The organism is Bradyrhizobium sp. BR 1432, from assembly GCF_051547705.1.
GTDB classification, from domain to species: domain Bacteria; phylum Pseudomonadota; class Alphaproteobacteria; order Rhizobiales; family Xanthobacteraceae; genus Bradyrhizobium; species Bradyrhizobium zhanjiangense.
In genome coordinates, this window is record NZ_JBPUGF010000003.1 from 7641676 (window position 1) to 7658824 (window position 17149).

Here is a 17149-nt window from a genome sequence, read left to right on the forward strand (position 1 = left end):
CGGTTGCGGCTGTCAGGCCGCGACCGTCGTTCGTCCGCGCTCGAACACGAAGTCGCGGTACCCGGCCTCGATCGCGGCGGCACAATACTCCCGGTATTTTGGAAAGCCGCCCGTGAACAGCGACAGCCCTTGCGCCTTGTCCTTGACATTGGTGCCGACGTACCAGGTCTTCGCCTTGGTCAGCAGCGAACGCTGGGCAAGCTTGAATACCAGCGCCATCCATTCGTCTTCCGCCTGCCTGGTCGGTTCGATGGTGTCGAGACCCTGGTCCGCCATATGCGTGATCGTGTGCGCGATCCAGTCGACGTCGTTCTCGCTGATCCTGACGATATTGGCGAGCGCGGCGGGGCCGTTGGGTCCGGTGGTCATGAAGAGGTTCGGAAACCCTTCCATCATGAGACCGAGATACGACCGTGCTCCTGCCTTCCATTTCTCATTGATTGTCCGGCCGTCGCGGCCGACGACGTCGAACGCAGTCAACGCTCCCGTCAGCCCGTCATAGCCGGTCGCGAAGATCAGCATGTCGAGTGCGGTTTCACTCGATTGCGTCCGCACGCCTTGCGCCGTGATCTCTACGATCGGATCGGTGACGCAATCGATCAGCTGGACATTCGGCCGGTTGAAGGTCTCGTAGTAGCCTGTATCCAGGCACGGACGGCGGGCGAAGATCGGATAGCCGCGCGGCTTCAGCCTCTCCGCAGTGACGGGATCGGCGACGACGCCGTTGATCTTGCCGCGCACGAACTCCGCCACGTGCTCGTTGGCTTCCTCGTTGCTCAGAAGATCCGTGAAAGTGCCGAGCATGGCCAGCCCTCCGGCCTTCCAGGCGTCTTCGAGCAATTCGCGGCGGCGCGACGGCGTCACACTGAAGAAGGCCCGCGTCGTCCACGGGCGCACGCCGCCATTCGGGCTGTTGCGGGCCGCCTCGCGAATGCCGGTATAGTTACGCTTGACCTCGGCCACGTAGTCGGGATCGAGCTTCTGGTTGCGCATCGGCATCGTGAAGCTCGGCGTGCGCTGGAACACGTAGAGCTCGCCGGCCTGCCTGCCCACCTCCTGCACGATCTGAATGCCGGTCGATCCCGTGCCGATCACGCCGACGCGCTTGCCTTCATAGCTGATGGGATGATGCGGCCATCGGCCGGCCCGCAACAACTCGCCCGCGTAGCGCGCGACGCCGGGGATCTCGGGATCCCGGGGCACCGAGAGCGGGCCGGTCGCCATCACGCAATACGTCGCTTCGACCATCTCGCCGCGATCCGACGTCACCGACCAGAGTTTTCGCGTCTCGTCCCAGACGGCGCTCACGATGCGCGTGTTGAACTGATAGTGCTTGCGCAGGTCGAGGCGATCGGCGACGAAGTTGAAGTAGGCCAAGAGCTCTGGCTGCGAGGCGAATTCTTCCGACCAGGTCCATTCCTGCTCGATCTCGGGCGAGAACGAATAGCTGTAGTCGATGCTCGGCAGGTCGACGCGCGCCCCGGGATAACGGTTCCAGTACCACACGCCCCCGACATCGCCGCCCGCTTCGTAGGCCGCGATGTTCAGACCCATCTCGCGGAACTTATAGACGGCGTAGAGACCGCCGAATCCCGCGCCAACGACGACCACGTCCAGGCGCCGCCCCCTCACATCTGCATGGCTCATATCGGCATTCCCTCAAAGGCTGGTTCGTGCAAGTCAGTGTCCACTAGCTCCGGCGGAGCAGATCGTAGATGGGATCGTCGGGATATCGCGCGCCCAACGGCAACCGCGGACCGAAGCGGACCGCCTCGGACTCGGTCGCAGCGACCTGCTCGTCCACCCAGTCGTAGGCGACGACACGGCGCGCAACTCGCCATTCGCTATCGCGCTTTGTGAAGACATCGCAGTACCGGCCGGCGATCAGAAACTGCCGAACGCCACCATCTGTTGAAGGCCCGCGCTGCAAGGCGAGGAAGTAGGTTTCGACGACAGCGTGCCCGGGCGCGGTGAATTCGATCAGGATATTGCCGACGGTATGGACGTTGCGCGCATCGGTCTTGAAGATATCCTTGGCCCATTCAAAGAAGCCTTCGATCGGCCCCGAATATGGTCCATGCTGGTCGGTGGCATCCGGCCAGTAGGCGCTGCGGAGCGCGGCTTCATCGGCGCGATCAACGCCGCGGCAATAGCGATAGATGCAATCGCGGATCGCCTCCCTGTCGAGCAGCTCCGCGATCTTCTCGTGCGTTACGGTCATTTTCGAGCCTCGAAGCTCCGGCTCGATCCGCCATCAGCGGACCGGCCCTCCCTTGACGGCAGCGACCATCTCATGTGCAGTGGGAGGCCACCAACAAATGTTCATATGTGAAGCTGAATTTCACATCCGTGAATTTACTGCGGCCAAGGGAGGGACGATTGCCATCGCAGCTGACGACCTCCGCTTCGATTTCCGCGGCCGGATCGACCGTGAAATCCGCGCTGCGCTCCATCGAAATTCTCGAATTCTTCATGCGGGAGCGCCAGCCGCGTGCGATGTCCGAAATCGGCGAGGCGCTGGGCTATCCAGCATCCAGCACAACCGTCCTGCTCAAGACCCTGGTAGGTCTCGGCTACCTGAATTTCGACCGCAGGACGAAACTCTATTTCCCAACCCCAAAAGTGACCTCACTGGGCGACTGGATTCCCAAATCCCTGTTCGGCAACAGCCGCGTGCTGGAGGCGATGCGCGACGTGCACGCCGCAACGGGCGAAGCCGTTTCAATCGGCACGACCAACGACGTGTATCTGCAATACGTCAAGATCATCCAGTCGACCCACCCGCTGCGATTCCACGTCGACGAGGGAACGCTGCGGCCGCTGACGCAGTCCGCGCTCGGCTGGCTGTTGATGTCGACGATGTCCGACGAGAAGCTCGACACGATCGTGCGCCGCGCCAATATCGCGACGCCGAACGCAGCAGACAGAGTCAAGCCTCAGGACATGATCCGGCGGATTCGGGAGATCCGGGGCAAGGGACATTGCTCGGCGGAGAACGTCCCGATGCTGGGCGGGGCGACGATCTGCGTCCTGCTCCCAATCACAATTCAGAATCAACCCGTCGCTCTCGGGCTTGGCGGCGTCGCTGAGCGGATCAAGCAAAACGCCAGTCGCTACCTGAATATTCTGCGGCAGGCCGCCAGATCGGTCAAAGCCGGCGACAGCGACACAGACGTTTGACGCCGGGCGGGCCCGCGGCACCTACTCCTGCAGCGCCTCCTCCCGCCGCGACCGGATCGTCGGCAGCATGATCATGACGATCGCGATTGCGGCTGCGGCCAGCAGCGTTGCCGACAATGGCGAGGTCACGAACACGCTGACATCGCCGCGCGACAGCACCATGGCGCGGCGGAAGTTCTCTTCGATCGCTGGTCCGAGCACCAGGCCCAGCAGCAGCGGCGCGGCCGGCAGCTGCAGCTTGATCAGGATATAGCCGAATACGCAGAACACCGCCGCTTCATACACCTCGAAGGTCCCGCTGTTGATCGAATAGACGCCGATCGAGCAAAACACCATGATCGCCGGGAACAGATAGCGATAGGGAATGGTGAGAAGTTTCACCCACAATCCAACCAGCGGCAGATTGAGGACGAGCAGCATGAGATTGCCGACCCACATCGAGGCGATCAGGCCCCAGAATAGGGTCGGGTTCTTGGTCATGACCTCCGGACCGGGCTGGATGTTGTGGATGTTCATCGCACCGACCATCAGCGCCATAACCACATTGGAGGGCACGCCAAGTGTCAGCAGCGGAATGAAGGAGGTCTGGGCGCCTGCGTTGTTGGCCGATTCCGGGCCGGCAACGCCTTCGATCGCACCCTTGCCGAACTGTTCGGGGTGCTTCGACAGCTTCTTCTCCAGCGTGTAGGAGGCAAACGACGACAGCACCGCACCGCCGCCCGGCAGCACGCCGAGCAGCGTGCCGAGCGTGGTGCCGCGCAGCATCGCCGGGATCATGCGGCGGAAATCCTCGCGCGTCGGAAACAAATTGGCGATCTTTTGCGTCACCAGCGACAGCTTGTCGTCTTGCTCGAGATTCTTCACGATCTCGGCAAAGCCATAGATGCCCATCGCCAACGGCACGAAATCGAGGCCATCGAACAGCTGCGGGATGCCGAACGCGAAGCGCTGCGTGCCCGTGCTGAGATCGGTGCCGACGAGACTCAACAACATGCCGAGTACGACCATGCCGATGCCTTCAATGAAGGGGCCACTGGATAGCACCGAGGCGAGGATGAGGCCGAGGAGCATCAGCGCGAAAAACTCCTTCGGCCCGAACAGCAACGCTGCCGCCGTCAGCGGCCCGGCCAGCGCCGCCAGCGCCAGCGTCGCCACGCAGCCGGCGAAGAACGAACCGATCGCGGCTGTCGAGAGCGCGACACCCGCCCGGCCCTGCTTGGCCATCTGATAGCCGTCTATCGTGGTGACGACGGAGGAGGATTCGCCGGGCAGATCGACCACGATGGCGGTGGTCGAGCCGCCATATTGCGCGCCGTAATAGATGCCGGCGAGCATGATCAGTGCCGAATCCGGCTGCAGCGCGTAGGTGATCGGTAGCAGCATCGCGATGGTGGCGAGTGGGCCCAGGCCCGGGAGGACGCCGATCAGCGTCCCCAACAGGCAGCCGAAGAAGGCGTAGAGCAGATTGGCCGGCTGGGCCGCGGTGGAGAATCCGATCGCCAGGTTATGAAACAGGTCCATCGTCACGGCCCGTCAATTGAGCAGCACCGGCCACACCGGCAGCTGCAGCCCGAGGCCATAGACGAATACGAGGAGACACAGCGCGATCAGGACGGCTGCATTGGCCAACGCGCCCTTCCAGGCAAACTCGGGACTAGCCCTGCTCGACACCACGATCAGGACCAGCAGCGCACCGACCAGACCGACCGGAAACAGCAGAAGCGCAAACAGGACCACCGAGCCCGTGACCCAGGCGAGGCCCTTTACGTCCCAACTCCGCAACCTCTGCCGCTCTGCCGTCCTCAGCACGGCACCCAGCATCACGGCGAGCCCGATGGCCGCAAGCACGATCGCCAGCAGCCGAGGAAAATAGCCCGGCCCCATCCGCGCCGCGGTGCCGGCCGGATAATTCAGTGCCATCACGAAGAAGAAGATCGCAAAGGCAAGAAACAATGCGCCCGATGCGAAGGCGCGCTGATCTCTGATGGTTGGCCTCGCCATCGTCGTCGACCTCCCTGCTATCCCGTTACGTCGACGGAAGACGACTTGCCTGCCGCCGGGCTGATCGCTTCCATCAGAACCGGCACCCCGATCGCGCAGGCATGCACGCCCAGATGTGCCGTCATCTGCAGCACCTGGAGGATTTCGCGCTTCTCGATCCCGAGCCGCAACGCGCGCCTGATCTGCAGGCGAAGGCCGTGTGGATTGAGGGCCGTGAAGCATCCGTTCAAGGCCAGCGAGATCAGGCAACGCGAGCGCTGGTCGAGCCCGCCGGCCTTCGCTCCCGCTGTCAGCAGGTCGAGCATCATCGCGAAATAGCCGGGATCGGCGCGCAGCCAGAGATCGCAGAAGTCCGGCCAATCGGCGAATTGCGCGACATAGGCGTCGCGAAGCGCCATCTGCTCGCGCGACAGCGGCGCCTGGTCCGAATCCAGCCCCGCCAGCGCCAGTTCTTCGGCGAGAATGCCGATGCCGAGATTACAGCCGTCGAGCCCTTGCGCCGTGGCCAGCCGCAGCACGTCGACGATCTCCTGCGTGGTCGCGCCCTGCTCGAGGGCCAGCTGCATGTGCAGCGCGAGCCCTGAGCGAAACAGATGCGCCGCCGATCCATCCAGCGCCACATAGATCAATTCGCACATCTTCCGCGACAGTGGACCGGTTTCCGCGGGATAGCCGCCATAGCGGGCATAGCTCGCAAGAAACGCCGGATCGAGCCGCAGCAGCCCCTCCGTCCACGGCCGCCAGTAACCGCGGGCGCGAATGAATTGCTGCTTCAGCGCCTGCTCATCTGCGGTGGAGAATCATATAGCGTATCCTGCAGCGGCCTCGGTGGCGCTTAGGCGATGTTGGTGAAGACAATCCCGCCGTCGACCGTCAGCACCTGCGCCGAGATGAAGCCGCTGTCGTCGCCGGCGAGGAAAGCGATTGCCTTGGCAATATCGTCCACTGTGCCGAGCCGTCCGAGCGGCGTGCGCGCGATCCGCCGTGCGTCGAGCTCGGCGTTGCGGTTGCGCATCGTTCCTTCGGTCGGAATCGCTGATGGCGCAACGGCGTTCACGCGGATCTTGCGTTCGCCGAGCTCGGCTGCCGCGGCACGCGTAATCCCCATCACGCCGGCCTTGATGCCGCTATACACGATGCTGTTCTTGGCCGAGATCAATCCGGCAACGGAGGCGACATTGACGATCGCGCCACCGCGCTCGGCATCCATCACTTCGGCCGCGGCCTGAATGCCCCAGATGATCGCCTTGAAGCCGATATTGAGCATGCGGTCGACGGTCTCCGGCGCGATGTCGGCCACCGACTGATAGCGGACCCAGGCCGCATTGTTGACGAGGATATCGAGCCGGCCCTGCCCTTCGGCAAAGCCGATCACCGCCATGCGCATTCCGTCGCGGCTGGCGACGTCCTGGGTGATCGCAACGGCCTCGCCGCCGGCCATCTTGATCGCATCGACAGTCCCGGCAACGAACTCAGGCTTGAGGTCGTTGACGCCGACGATCGCGCCGCGCGAGGCCAGCAGAAGAGCGGTCGCGCGTCCGATTCCGTTTCCGGCCCCGGTGACCAGCGCAGCACGGCCAGCGAGGGGCTTGTCCTTGGCATCAGTCATTGCGGTCTTCCTTTCTTATCCCGACACGGCGAGATCGGACGCCGGAGCTATTGCGGCGATGGTACGGCGGCCGAGCGCGGCCAGGCTTCCGCTGGCATCGCCTTGCGCCTGTAAGGCGCGGACGCGACGCAGATGCCGATGCACCGGCACGTCCCAGGTGAATCCCATGCCGCCGTGAACCTGCAGCGCGCCTTCACTGATCGCGCAACCATAGGCGGCCGCGGCGAGAAACACAGCGTCGCGTTCGAGCGGACCGGACTCGTCTTCGACGCTACGGGTGATCGCATGCCTTATGCCTTCGAGCGCCAGCTTCTGCCGCGCCAGCGAATGCCGCAGCGCCTGGTTATAGGACAGCGCTCGGCCGAACTGCCGGCGCGTCGAGGCGTGCTCTTGTGCGAGTGCGAGGCACGTCTCGGCCGAGCCGAGAATGGCGGCGGCACGCAGCACGTTGGCATCCGAGCTCAAGAGAGCCCACGTGCCGTCAGGCAATACACTTGCGGCCGGTATGGTGACGCCCTGCAAGCGAACCGAGTGTTCGGGCACGGTCAAATCCAGCCCTGCCGCGTCCTCGACAACGACTCCCTCGCTGTCAGTCGGAACCAGCGCCGCCGCGGCCGTGCCAATCCGTACCAGGATGCAATCGGCGTCGCGGGCGCAGGCCGCTCGCGCAACCCAGCCATTGAGCACGACCAATTCACCTTCGCGCTCGGCGCTCACGCTGCCTTGCCACGCGATCGTCGCCAGCATGCCGCCGGACACGACCGCATCCGCCACGCGCGGCAACGCGGCCTGCAGCGTCCGCCCAAGCAGCAGTGCTTCCATCAGCGGAAAACCGAGCAGGCCCGAGCCGGCGGCGGCCACCACCGGAACTGCAAAGGCCAGCGGCAGATCGAGCCCGCCGACGTCCTGCGAGGCAAGCACCCGAGCAATCCGTCGTCGGCGAGGTGTTTCGCCTGCTCGCGCGGCCCCAACGCCGCGCAATCCGCCACGGCTCGCGCCGCGGTGACCGCGAACTCGCTCGGCTGCAATCCTTCGCCGCTCAATGTCGTCATCACTTGCCTTTCGAGAGCTGCAGGATCCTGTCGGCGATGATGCCGAGTTGAATTTCGGTGGTACCGGCGTAGATAGTCTCGGCGCGCGCCTGCAGATAGATCGCGTCGAAACGGCGGCGCGCGACTTGCACGGCCGGAAGCTGCGGCAACGAGGCCTGCGCCAGCAGCTCGAGCGCGAGCGCGGCAAAACGCTGGTGCGCTTCACTCCAGTGCAGTTTTGCCAAACTGCCGCGTGCGCCGATCCTGTCGCCGTTTACGAGCGCGTCGACAGCTGTCTCGACGTGCGCCTTCAGCACCTCGATATCCACGACGACCTCGCCAATCTTGGCCTCGTAACATCGGTTTGCAACCAGCTGCGCCAGCGCCGGATCACTCTTGCAGACCGCAATCAGATGCCGCAGCTCATTCTCGAAGCGCCAGGCCCGGTACATGCGGTTGGTTGCGCGCTCGATCTCGAGCACGCGGATCGCCGCGTTCCAGCCTTCATCGGGCGCGCCGAGCGCATCGGATTGCAAGACCTCCACGTCGTCGAAGAAGACCTCGCAAAAGCTCTCGCGCCCATCGATCGATCTGATCGGCCGCACGCGCACGCCCTTGGCATCGAGCCGCACCGCGAACATGGCGAGGCCGCGATGCCGATCCTCCAGCGGGCCGGTCCGCGCCAGCACCAAGCAGCGCTGGGCGCGATAGGCGCCGCTGGTCCAGATCTTCTGCCCGCTGATCCGCCAGATATCACCATCGCGCGTGGCGCGCGTCCGCAGGCCCGCCAGATCGGAACCTGCTTCCGGCTCTGAAAAGCCCTGGCACCAGATGTCGCGCATCTCCAGGATTGCCGGCAGGAAGCGATGCTTCTGCTCCTCGGTGCCGACCGCGAGGATGATCGGACCGGCAAGCTCCTTGCCGATCGAATTGACGCTCTCCGGCATCGCGAGCGCGCCGATTTCCTGGTTGGCGATCAGGTGCTCGCGCAAGGTGCGGCCGTGCCCGCCATACGCTTTTGGCCAAGTGATGCCGGCCAGGCCGGCGCGATACATCGCCGCTTCCCAGGCGATCTGCTCTTGCAGGCCGGGCGCCGAGAACGCCGCGCTGTCACCGCGAAAGCTCGCCGGCAGATTGGCGCGCAGCCAGCGACGCATCGCCACCCGATAGGCCTCGCCGGATAATTCTCCGGCCGTGGCGGTTACCGGCGGCTCTGTTTCAATGACTGTCATCGTGGATCTCTCGCTTTGGCTGTACCGTCGGGCGCCAGCCATGCATCGGCCGGACGCCCTTTCTTTCCGATCACTGCGACTTGAGCAGATCGCAGGCGCTGTCCGAGGCCGGACGCCATGCGTCCTCGGGGGCAATCGTCCCCGTGATCTCGTAATAGTCGAAGGCGTATTTGGACTCGGGCGGCGTCTTGATGCGGGCCACATAGAGCGGACGCATCACCTGCCCGTCGGCGCGAATGCTGACATCCTTCATTTCGAAGTCGTTGATCGGCGTGTTCTTCATCTGCTTCATCACGGCTTCGCCATCATCCGTTCCGGTCGCCGCGACGGCCTTCAGGTAATGCGTGATGGCGCTGTAGGTGGCGGACTTGGCCTCGTTCAGAATTTGCCCGCCGGACGCCTCGGTGAAACGCTTGGCAAAGGCCCGCGTCTCCGGCGTCATGTCCCAGTAGAACGGCGTGGTCAGGCGCACGTTCTGTAGGTCGCGCAGACCGATGCCGTGGGTCTGGCTGATCATAAGTCCAAGCGGCACCAGCAGCTGCTTCTGCGATAGGCCGAACTCCTGGGCCTGCTTGATGGCATTGCCGAAGTCAGAACCAGAATTGGCAAGCGCGATCGCCCTGGCGCCACTCGCCTGCGCCGTCAGCAGGAACGAGGAAAAGTCCGACGAGTTCAGCGGATGCAGCACCGATCCCACGACCTTGCCGCCGCCGGCCTTGATGAAGTTGGTGGCATCAGCCTGCCATCCCTTGCCGAAGGCATAGTCGACAGTCAGGAAGAACCAGGTGTCGACGCCCTGCGACAGCAGCGCCTTCACCGTGGCCTTCGGCTGCGCATAGGTGTCGACCATCCATTGCGTAGTCATCGGCGAGCACTTGTCGTTGGTGAAGAACGAACCCGCTGTCCCCGCCAGCATGTAGGGCTTCTTCCGCGCCTTCATGATGTCCTGCACGCCGAGCGCAATCGACGAGGCCGAGCAGCCGACGATGGCATCGACGCCTTCATTGTCGAGCCAGCGCAGTGCCACCGCAACGCCGATGTCCGGCTTGTTCTGGTCGTCGGCGACAACGAGCTCGATCTTCTTGCCATTGACCGCACCACCGAAGTCGCTGACCGCGAGCTTTGCCGCGGCCACCGCACCGGGGCCGCAATTGTCGGCATACGGACCATTCTGGTCGTTCATGATGCCTATCTTGATCACATCGCCGGACCCACCTTGGGCGCGCAGCGGCGTCGCCAGCATCAGCAACGCTCCCAGCATCACGGCGATTTCGAGGAGACGGGTATTGAGCTTCATCACAAAATCCTCCCAGCAATCATTGAGCCGACTTCGCGGTTCTTCTTGTTGTGTTCAGTGGTGCTGCTGCGTTGCCTTGCCCGCGTGTGGGATCAGCAGCGCATCGAGCGCGAGGGCGCCCTCGCCGTCCGCTTTCAGCAGCAGCGGATTGATGTCGATTTCCGACACGGAATCGGCATGCGCGACGGCAAAACGCGAGAGCGCCGCGATCGCTTGCGCTGCGGCCTTGAGGTCGGTGCGACGCCGCCCGCGCGCGCCGTCGAGAACGGCGAACGCCTTCAGCGACCTCAGCATCGCCATTGCTTGCGTCTCGCTCACCGGCGCCGTCTGCACGGCGGTGTCCTGTACGATCTCGGCAAAGATGCCCCCCAGGCCGACCATCACAACCGGCCCGAACACAGGATCGATCCGGCTGCCGAGGATCAACTCGGACAGGCCATTCGCCATGGGAGCAACGATCGTGCCGTCGATCACCGCGCGTGGCGCCTTCTCCGCAACACGCGCCAGCAACCGGGCATAGGCCTGCCGCACCTCTTCCTCGGAGCGAAGATCCATGACAACGCCGTCCACCTCCGTCTTGTGCGGCAGATCGGGCGAAGCGATTTTCAAGACGACCGGGAAACCGATCTCGCGCGCTGCCCGCGCCGCGGCCTCGGCGTCCGATACCAGCTGCTCGGCCAGCACGGGGATGCCGGCCTCCGCCAGCGCGCGCTTGGCGCCGAGCTCATGGCGGAACGCATCAGCCGCGAGCGGTGCAGCCCTCGCAATGGCAGGCCGGCTCACAGCCTTTGGCGCAGTCGCCAGCGCCTGTAATCGCGCCAGCGCTGCGACGATGGCGCAGCAGCCGTCAAAGCTCGCAATGGTGGGATAACCCATGGCATGCAGTTCGGCGAGCGCATCGGGCGGGCCCTCCACGCACAGAATGACGGGACGATCGGGGTACTGCGCGCGGATGGTGCGCAATGTCTCCATGTAAACCGAGCGCAGGCGCGGCATGTGCAGCGAGAACGGCAGCGGCAGCACGATCGCATCGGTGCGGTCGTCGGCCACGACCGCCGACAGAATCTTCTGCAGCATATCGGGCCGGCTGGACATCTGCGCGGTGGCATCGACCGGATTGCGCGCGGACGCAAATGGCACGAGATCGAGGATCGCGCGCTGAGTCGCCTCGCTCAGTTCCGGCAACGATAGGCCGACCGCCTGCGCGGCATCCGCAAGCAGCACGCCAAAACCGCCGGATGCCGTCACGACCGCAAGGCGCCGCCCCTTCGGCAACTGATCCGGCAACAGGATGGAGGCGGCATGACCGAGATCAATCAGCTCCTCGATGCTCCGCACCCGTACGGCGCCATAGCGCTCCAACAGCGCATTAAACACCGCATCCGATCCCGCCATGGCACCAGTATGGGACGCCGCCGCGGCTTGCCCGGCCTCTGAGGTGCCGACTTTCAACGCAATGACCGGCTTGCCGGCATCGCGCGCCTCGGTCAGTGCAGCGATGAGCCGGCCGGCATCACGGCAGGCCTCGAAGCAGCAAAGAATGACTTTGGTCGCGGGATCGCGGGCCAGCCAGGCAATACCGTCGGCGATATCGATGTCGCACTCATTGCCGGTGGTCATGAAACGGCTGATGCCGGCGCCGCGATCGCTCGCCATGCGCATGGTGTAGCTGCCGAGATTGCCGCTTTGCGAGACGATGCCGAGCGAGCCGGCGGCCGGCATGCTGTGCTCGAGCACGATCGAGAATGTTGCGATGGCCTTTTCGGGAATGCTGACCGCGCCGAGGCAATTCGGGCCGAGCAGCCGCATGCCGGTGCGGCGCGCAGCCGTGCGAAGCCGATCCTGCATCGCGCGCCCCTCTTCGCCCAGCTCGGCAAAGCCGGAAGAGAACACGACGACGCTGCGGACGCCGCGATCGGCGCACTGCTCGATCGCTTCGGGCGCCCGCTCGGCATCGACGGCGATGACGGCGAGATCGGGCGCCTCGGGCAGCGCGCCCACCGACGCGTAGGCCTGCAGCCCCTGCACCATCGCGGCCTTTGGGTTGACCGGATAGATCTTGCCCGCGTAGCCGTAGCGGCGCAACAGGTCCACCGGTCGGCCCCCGATCTTGGTCGCATCCTGCGATGCGCCGATGATCGCGATCGAGCGCGGCGCCATCAGCGCGTCGAGACCTTCTCCCGGCCGCATCGTCAGCGCCCCTTGAATACCGGCGCGCGCTTCTCAAGAAACGCCATGCGCGCTTCCTTGGCATCCTCGGTCTTCGACAGCGCCATCGTGATGTTCTGCTCGAAGCGATAGGCATCACGCGGCGGCATCAGCTCGACCATGTTGGCCGCATTCTTGGCGTACTCCATCGCAATCGGGCTTTTCGCTGCGATCTCACGCGCGATCTTCATCGCTTCGGGAATGAGATCTTCCTTGCTGGTACAGGCCTCGATAATGCCAAGGCGATACAGCTCGGCCGCGGAAATCCGGACGCCGGTGAAGAACATCCGGCGCATCAGCGAACGGCCGAACAAAGTGTTGAGCATCGCCGCACCGCCGGCGAGGCCGACATTGATCTCGGGCATGCCGAATACAGCCTCTTCGGACGCGTAGAAGATGTCGCAGGATGCCATCAGACCGAGGCCGGCGCCGAGCGCGACGCCGTTGATCGCTGCGATCACCGGCTTGGAGCACTCGCGAATGCAGTTGCCGGTCTCGCGGGTGATGCGGTTGTGATCATGGAATGCACCGACCTTGGCCGGGTCTGGACGGTCCTTGAGATCGGCGCCGCTGCAAAACACCTTGCCGTTGCCAGTGAGGATCGCCACGCGAACATCGCTACGTTCCGAAATCTGATCGAACACCGCGACGATGCGATCGCGCATCGCGCGGTTGAGCGCGTTCACCGGAGGGCGGTTCAGCGTCACGATTGCGATGTGGTCGGATACTTCGAGCGTCACGATGTCATCGGACATGGCTTCCTCCTGGCGCTTGCTTGATCTTGTTTCCGCGACCTCGGACGGCAGCTTCAAGCCACCTGACCGATCGGTCAGTCGATGTGCTGATAACACCAAGCTCGTGAGCTTGCAATAGCCGCGACGTTTGACCTGTTGACTGACCGATCGGTCGGGACGTAGATTTCGACCAAATCAAATGAAGGAGGAACCGCCGTGGCACCCATCAGCCGACGTCAGGCCGCAACGCTCATGGCCGGCGCTATCGTTGCGCCGTTTGCTGCACCTGTGATCGTCAGCGCGCGCTCGTCGCAAACCGTCTTCATCATCGTGCCCTATGCGAGCGGCGGCTCGATCGACAGCCTGATGCGCGCGATCGCCAAGGGCATGTCGGAGGCGCTCGATCAGCCCGTGCTGGTCGACAACAAGCCAGGCGCGAACGGCATCGTCGGATCGCAATATGTGGCGCGTGCGGCCAAGGATGGTTCGGTGCTCCTCGCCGGCGGCACCGGTCCGATCTCTCTCAACGTGCTGCTGCGCAAGAACTTGCCGTACAAGCTTGCGGATTTCGCATCCGTCGCCATGCTCTGCAATGGCCCGCTGTCGCTGACCGTGAACGCGAAGATGCCGGTCACGGATATGAAGAGTTTTGTCGGTTACGCCAAGGGTCGCGACAAGCCGATGTTCTATGCCACACTGGGACCGGGCAGCGTGACGCACCTGTTTGGGATCATGATGGGGAAATCGATGGGCTTTGCAGTTACCGACGTCGCCTATCGCAACAATCCGGCCTCGGTGATGGAACTGCTGTCGGGCGAGTGCGACCTCAACTTTGCGACGCCGGCTGCCGTGATCGAGCACGTCAAGGCCGGCAAGCTCCGCTTGCTCGCCGTTTCCTCCGACCAGCGCAGGCCAAACCTGCCTGATATCCCGACCTTTGCCGAGTCAGGCTATCCCGAGCTTTCGGCATCGTTCTGGACTGCGCTGCACGCGCCCGCTGGCACACCGCGCGAGGCGATCGACCGGCTGAACGCCGCCGCCAACGCGGCGATGCAAAAGCCGGAGATCGCCAGGCAGCTCGCGATCGACGGCCTGCAGGCCGATCTCGGGCCGCCTCAATTGCTCGAATTCCCAGCTGAGCAAGGATGCCGCCCTGTGGGGACCGGTCATCACGGCGCAGCACATCGCGCTTGATTGAAGGCAGGCGCCTCTAGCGCGCCTTTCGCCGGGGCGACTTCGGAGGCTCGATGGTTGGCGGCCCCGCATGACCGTCGGTCCGAAGGCCGTTGAATACCATGTCAAAAAAGATGTCGGCGATCTGCTCGGGTGTTGCCGATTTGTTGGGATTGTACCAGCGATGCATCCAATTCAGCGACGACAGGATCAACCGCCCCGTCATGGCAACGTCGAGCTTGCGGATCTCGCCGGCGTCGATCGCTTCCTGGATCAATCCGCGCAGAAAGTGCTCGAACCGGTCGCGGCGCGTCATCCGCTCCTTCTGCCGGTGGCGATCGGGATCGTTCCAGAAGGCGGTCGTCGATGCGATCCATGCCCAGCGATAGCGCCGGAAATATTCCGCGGTCGCAACCATGAAGGCCCGGATCTTCTGCGACGGCGGTCCGTCGGGAATCCGGTCCCGCACGAAGAGATACAATTCCAGCGTGGAGCCGACAGCGACGCGCGCGTAGATTTCATCCTTGTTGGAGAAGTGATGATACAGCAGCGACTTCGAGATGCCGCAGGCCATCGCGATGTCGCGCATCGAGGTGCCGTCATAGCCCTTGGTGGCGAACAGACGCCCGGCCTCGCTCAGGATCTGCAGGACGCGATCGGACGCCTCCGCCTGATTGGCGACCCCGTCCTTTGTTGTCGACAATTCAACCATCGAACCCGCAAATCTGGCCGGACATCTGGGCCGGCCGAATACTGATCTTCATGTGAAAACCAACGTAGTTTTTCGCTGACCGATCGGTCAAGTCCGCTCTGCAGAAGGGATCAACGAGGTGCTCCCATGAACGCGCTCCCGCGCATCACCCGTATCGGCAAGACCAGGGACCGGCTTGGCGAGAGCCCGGTCTGGGATGATCGGACCCAGTCGCTCTACTGGATCGATTCGCTCGCCGGACTGATCCGCAGGCTATTGCCTGCGACCGGCGCAATCGATGAATTCTCGGTGCCCGCCCCGATCGGATCGCTCGCGCTCGCGCATGACGACCGCGCCGTGCTGGCGCTGCGCCACGGCTTTGCGCATTACAATTTCAGCACGCGGGAATTGGCCAAGGGCCCCTCGATCGGCCTCGATCATCCGATGCTCCGCCTGAACGACGGCAAGGCCGACCCGTTCGGGCGCTTCCTGGCGGGCACAATGCACGGCGGGCGCGCGGAGGATGAAAAGCCGCTCGGCGGCCTGTATCGCGTCGATGCGGCGGGCGCGATCGAGCAGCTCGAAACCGATCTCGCCGTGACCAACGGCCCCTGCTTCAGTCCGGACGGCCGGATATTCTATCTTGCGGACACGGCACGACGTGTGATCTGGGCCTACGACTATCACCGCGACGGCCCGCTGCGGAACAAGCGCGTGTTCGCTGAGATGGACGCGCATGGCTCGGGCGGCGACGGCGCGACCGTCGATGCGGACGGCTATCTCTGGACCGTTCTGGTGCGGATCGGCGCCATTGCACGGTTCGCACCCGACGGAGCGATGGTGCGCAAGATCGAGATGCCCGTCCGGCATCCGACCAGCGTGACCTTCGGCGGCCCCGGTCTCGACGTGCTTTATGTGACCTCGATCTCGCGCAGCACCCATCTTTTCGATGACAGCCCGGACGCCGGCGGATTGTTCGCCGTCGAGAATCTCGGTGTGACGGGACTCCCTGCCCACAGGTTTGGCACACGCTGAAGGCGGCGCGTGGTGCTAGCCGGATCGCTTGATCAGCCGAGGCACGCTCTCGGCCATATAGTCGACGAACACCCTGATTTTTTCAGGCAGATAGCTGCTCTGCTGGAACGTGGCGTAGATGCCTTCGTCAAAGGTCGAGTTGGTGACGCGAAAGCCCGGCAACAGACGTACCAGCCTCCCGCTCTTCACTTCGTCCGCGACCGTGTAGTCGTCGAGCAGCGCAATGCCGTGCCCGCGCACCGCGAGGTCGCACAGGATGATGCCATTATTGCTGCTGAACGAAGACGGCACGACGATCTCGCGCAGCCTGCTCTTGCGCATGAACTTCCAGACCACATCGTCGGGCCCCATCCAGTAGGTCAGGCAATTGTGGCCGACGAGATCATCCGGTCCGCGCAACTTTGGCTTCCGCGCGACGTAGTCGGGTGACGCCACGAGGATGCGTTCGCTCCGCACCAGCCGGCGCTGCATCAGGCCTGGATCCTTGGGCGCGGCGATCTGGAAATCGATGTCGAACTCCTCCTCGCGAAGCTGGACGCGCCGTTCCGACAGCCGCAGTTCCACCTTCAGCTCCGGGTACAGCTCCTGGAACTGCGGGATCAATGGTGACAGCACCTTGATGCCGAACAGCGTCCGAGAGTGAACGCGTAGCGTCCCCCGCGGCGCGGTCTGCAGCGCGAGCGCTGCAGCCTCCGCGTCCTCGATCCCGTGCAGCACCTGCTCGGTGCGCTGGAAGAAGATCTTGCCGGCATCGGTCAATCCGAGATGGCGCGTGCTGCGGTTGAGCAATTGCACGCCAAGCTGCGCCTCGAGCTCGCCGATATAGCGCGACACGGATGCCGGCGAGAGCCCCGCGCGGCGTCCGGCCGCGGAAAAGCTGCCCTCGCGGACGGCAGCGACGAACAATTCCATGGCTTGGAGGCGATTCATCGACCTTTTCAGATTCTGCAAAAGACAT

General features: G+C 64.0%; 16 protein-coding genes. 3 read left to right on the forward strand and 13 right to left on the reverse strand.

The window, feature by feature from the left end:
- Positions 1-12: 12 nt before the first annotated feature.
- Positions 13-1647 carry a flavin-containing monooxygenase gene (locus ACSKB8_RS37145; protein WP_438109463.1) on the reverse strand — a complete coding sequence of 545 codons (1635 nt, stop codon included), beginning with the start codon at positions 1645-1647 and terminating at the stop codon, positions 13-15.
- A gap of 43 nt (positions 1648-1690) precedes the next feature.
- Positions 1691-2221, reverse strand: coding sequence for a nuclear transport factor 2 family protein (locus ACSKB8_RS37150; protein WP_438109464.1), 531 nt, complete (start codon positions 2219-2221; stop codon positions 1691-1693).
- A gap of 158 nt (positions 2222-2379) precedes the next feature.
- Here ACSKB8_RS37150 and ACSKB8_RS37155 point away from each other — a divergent pair, with 158 nt between their 5' ends.
- On the forward strand, positions 2380-3180 hold the full coding sequence (locus ACSKB8_RS37155; protein ID WP_438109465.1) for an IclR family transcriptional regulator: 801 nt from the start codon (positions 2380-2382) through the stop codon (positions 3178-3180).
- 21 nt (positions 3181-3201) lie between these two features.
- On the opposite strand, the gene ACSKB8_RS37160 is transcribed toward ACSKB8_RS37155, so the two are convergent.
- The 9 genes from ACSKB8_RS37160 to ACSKB8_RS37200 all read right to left on the reverse strand — a co-directional run bounded on the left by ACSKB8_RS37160 (position 3202) and on the right by ACSKB8_RS37200 (position 13313).
- A complete protein-coding gene (locus ACSKB8_RS37160) occupies positions 3202-4701 on the reverse strand; it encodes a tripartite tricarboxylate transporter permease (RefSeq protein WP_438109466.1) in 1500 nt (499 codons plus the stop codon).
- Positions 4702-4713: 12 nt separating this feature from the next.
- The gene (locus ACSKB8_RS37165; RefSeq protein ID WP_370988497.1) at positions 4714-5181 is read right to left on the reverse strand and encodes a tripartite tricarboxylate transporter TctB family protein; all 468 of its coding nucleotides are present in this window, start codon (positions 5179-5181) and stop codon (positions 4714-4716) included.
- A gap of 17 nt (positions 5182-5198) precedes the next feature.
- Positions 5199-5957, reverse strand: coding sequence for a carboxymuconolactone decarboxylase family protein (locus tag ACSKB8_RS37170; protein WP_438110828.1), 759 nt, complete (start codon positions 5955-5957; stop codon positions 5199-5201).
- Between the two features lie 59 nt (positions 5958-6016).
- The gene (locus ACSKB8_RS37175) at positions 6017-6790 is read right to left on the reverse strand and encodes an SDR family NAD(P)-dependent oxidoreductase (RefSeq protein ID WP_370988499.1); all 774 of its coding nucleotides are present in this window, start codon (positions 6788-6790) and stop codon (positions 6017-6019) included.
- A 15-nt stretch (positions 6791-6805) separates the two neighbouring features.
- The gene (locus tag ACSKB8_RS37180; RefSeq protein WP_438109467.1) at positions 6806-7711 is read right to left on the reverse strand and encodes an acyl-CoA dehydrogenase family protein; all 906 of its coding nucleotides are present in this window, start codon (positions 7709-7711) and stop codon (positions 6806-6808) included.
- A 130-nt stretch (positions 7712-7841) separates the two neighbouring features.
- Complete coding sequence (locus ACSKB8_RS37185; protein WP_438109468.1) at positions 7842-9053, reverse strand: acyl-CoA dehydrogenase family protein; 1212 nt, start codon at positions 9051-9053, stop codon at positions 7842-7844.
- A gap of 70 nt (positions 9054-9123) precedes the next feature.
- Entirely contained in the window at positions 9124-10350 is a 1227-nt protein-coding gene (locus ACSKB8_RS37190) for an ABC transporter substrate-binding protein (protein WP_438109469.1), read from the reverse strand.
- 54 nt (positions 10351-10404) lie between these two features.
- Positions 10405-12540 (reverse strand): acetate--CoA ligase family protein, encoded by a 2136-nt coding sequence (locus tag ACSKB8_RS37195; protein WP_438109470.1) that lies wholly within the window; start codon positions 12538-12540, stop codon positions 10405-10407.
- A gap of 2 nt (positions 12541-12542) precedes the next feature.
- Entirely contained in the window at positions 12543-13313 is a 771-nt protein-coding gene (locus ACSKB8_RS37200; protein ID WP_091887778.1) for an enoyl-CoA hydratase/isomerase family protein, read from the reverse strand.
- 195 nt (positions 13314-13508) lie between these two features.
- On the opposite strand from ACSKB8_RS37200, the gene ACSKB8_RS37205 reads away from it, so the two are divergent.
- A complete protein-coding gene (locus ACSKB8_RS37205; RefSeq protein ID WP_438109471.1) occupies positions 13509-14486 on the forward strand; it encodes a tripartite tricarboxylate transporter substrate binding protein in 978 nt (325 codons plus the stop codon).
- A 16-nt stretch (positions 14487-14502) separates the two neighbouring features.
- Here the strand turns inward: ACSKB8_RS37205 and ACSKB8_RS37210 are convergent, their stop codons facing one another.
- On the reverse strand, positions 14503-15177 hold the full coding sequence (locus tag ACSKB8_RS37210; protein ID WP_438109472.1) for a TetR/AcrR family transcriptional regulator: 675 nt from the start codon (positions 15175-15177) through the stop codon (positions 14503-14505).
- Between the two features lie 126 nt (positions 15178-15303).
- On the opposite strand from ACSKB8_RS37210, the gene ACSKB8_RS37215 reads away from it, so the two are divergent.
- The gene (locus tag ACSKB8_RS37215; protein ID WP_438109473.1) at positions 15304-16191 is read left to right on the forward strand and encodes an SMP-30/gluconolactonase/LRE family protein; all 888 of its coding nucleotides are present in this window, start codon (positions 15304-15306) and stop codon (positions 16189-16191) included.
- A gap of 15 nt (positions 16192-16206) precedes the next feature.
- Here the strand turns inward: ACSKB8_RS37215 and ACSKB8_RS37220 are convergent, their stop codons facing one another.
- Positions 16207-17121, reverse strand: a complete 915-nt coding sequence (locus ACSKB8_RS37220) for a LysR family transcriptional regulator (RefSeq protein WP_438109474.1) — start codon at positions 17119-17121, stop codon at positions 16207-16209.
- Between the last annotated feature and the right edge of the window lie 28 nt (positions 17122-17149).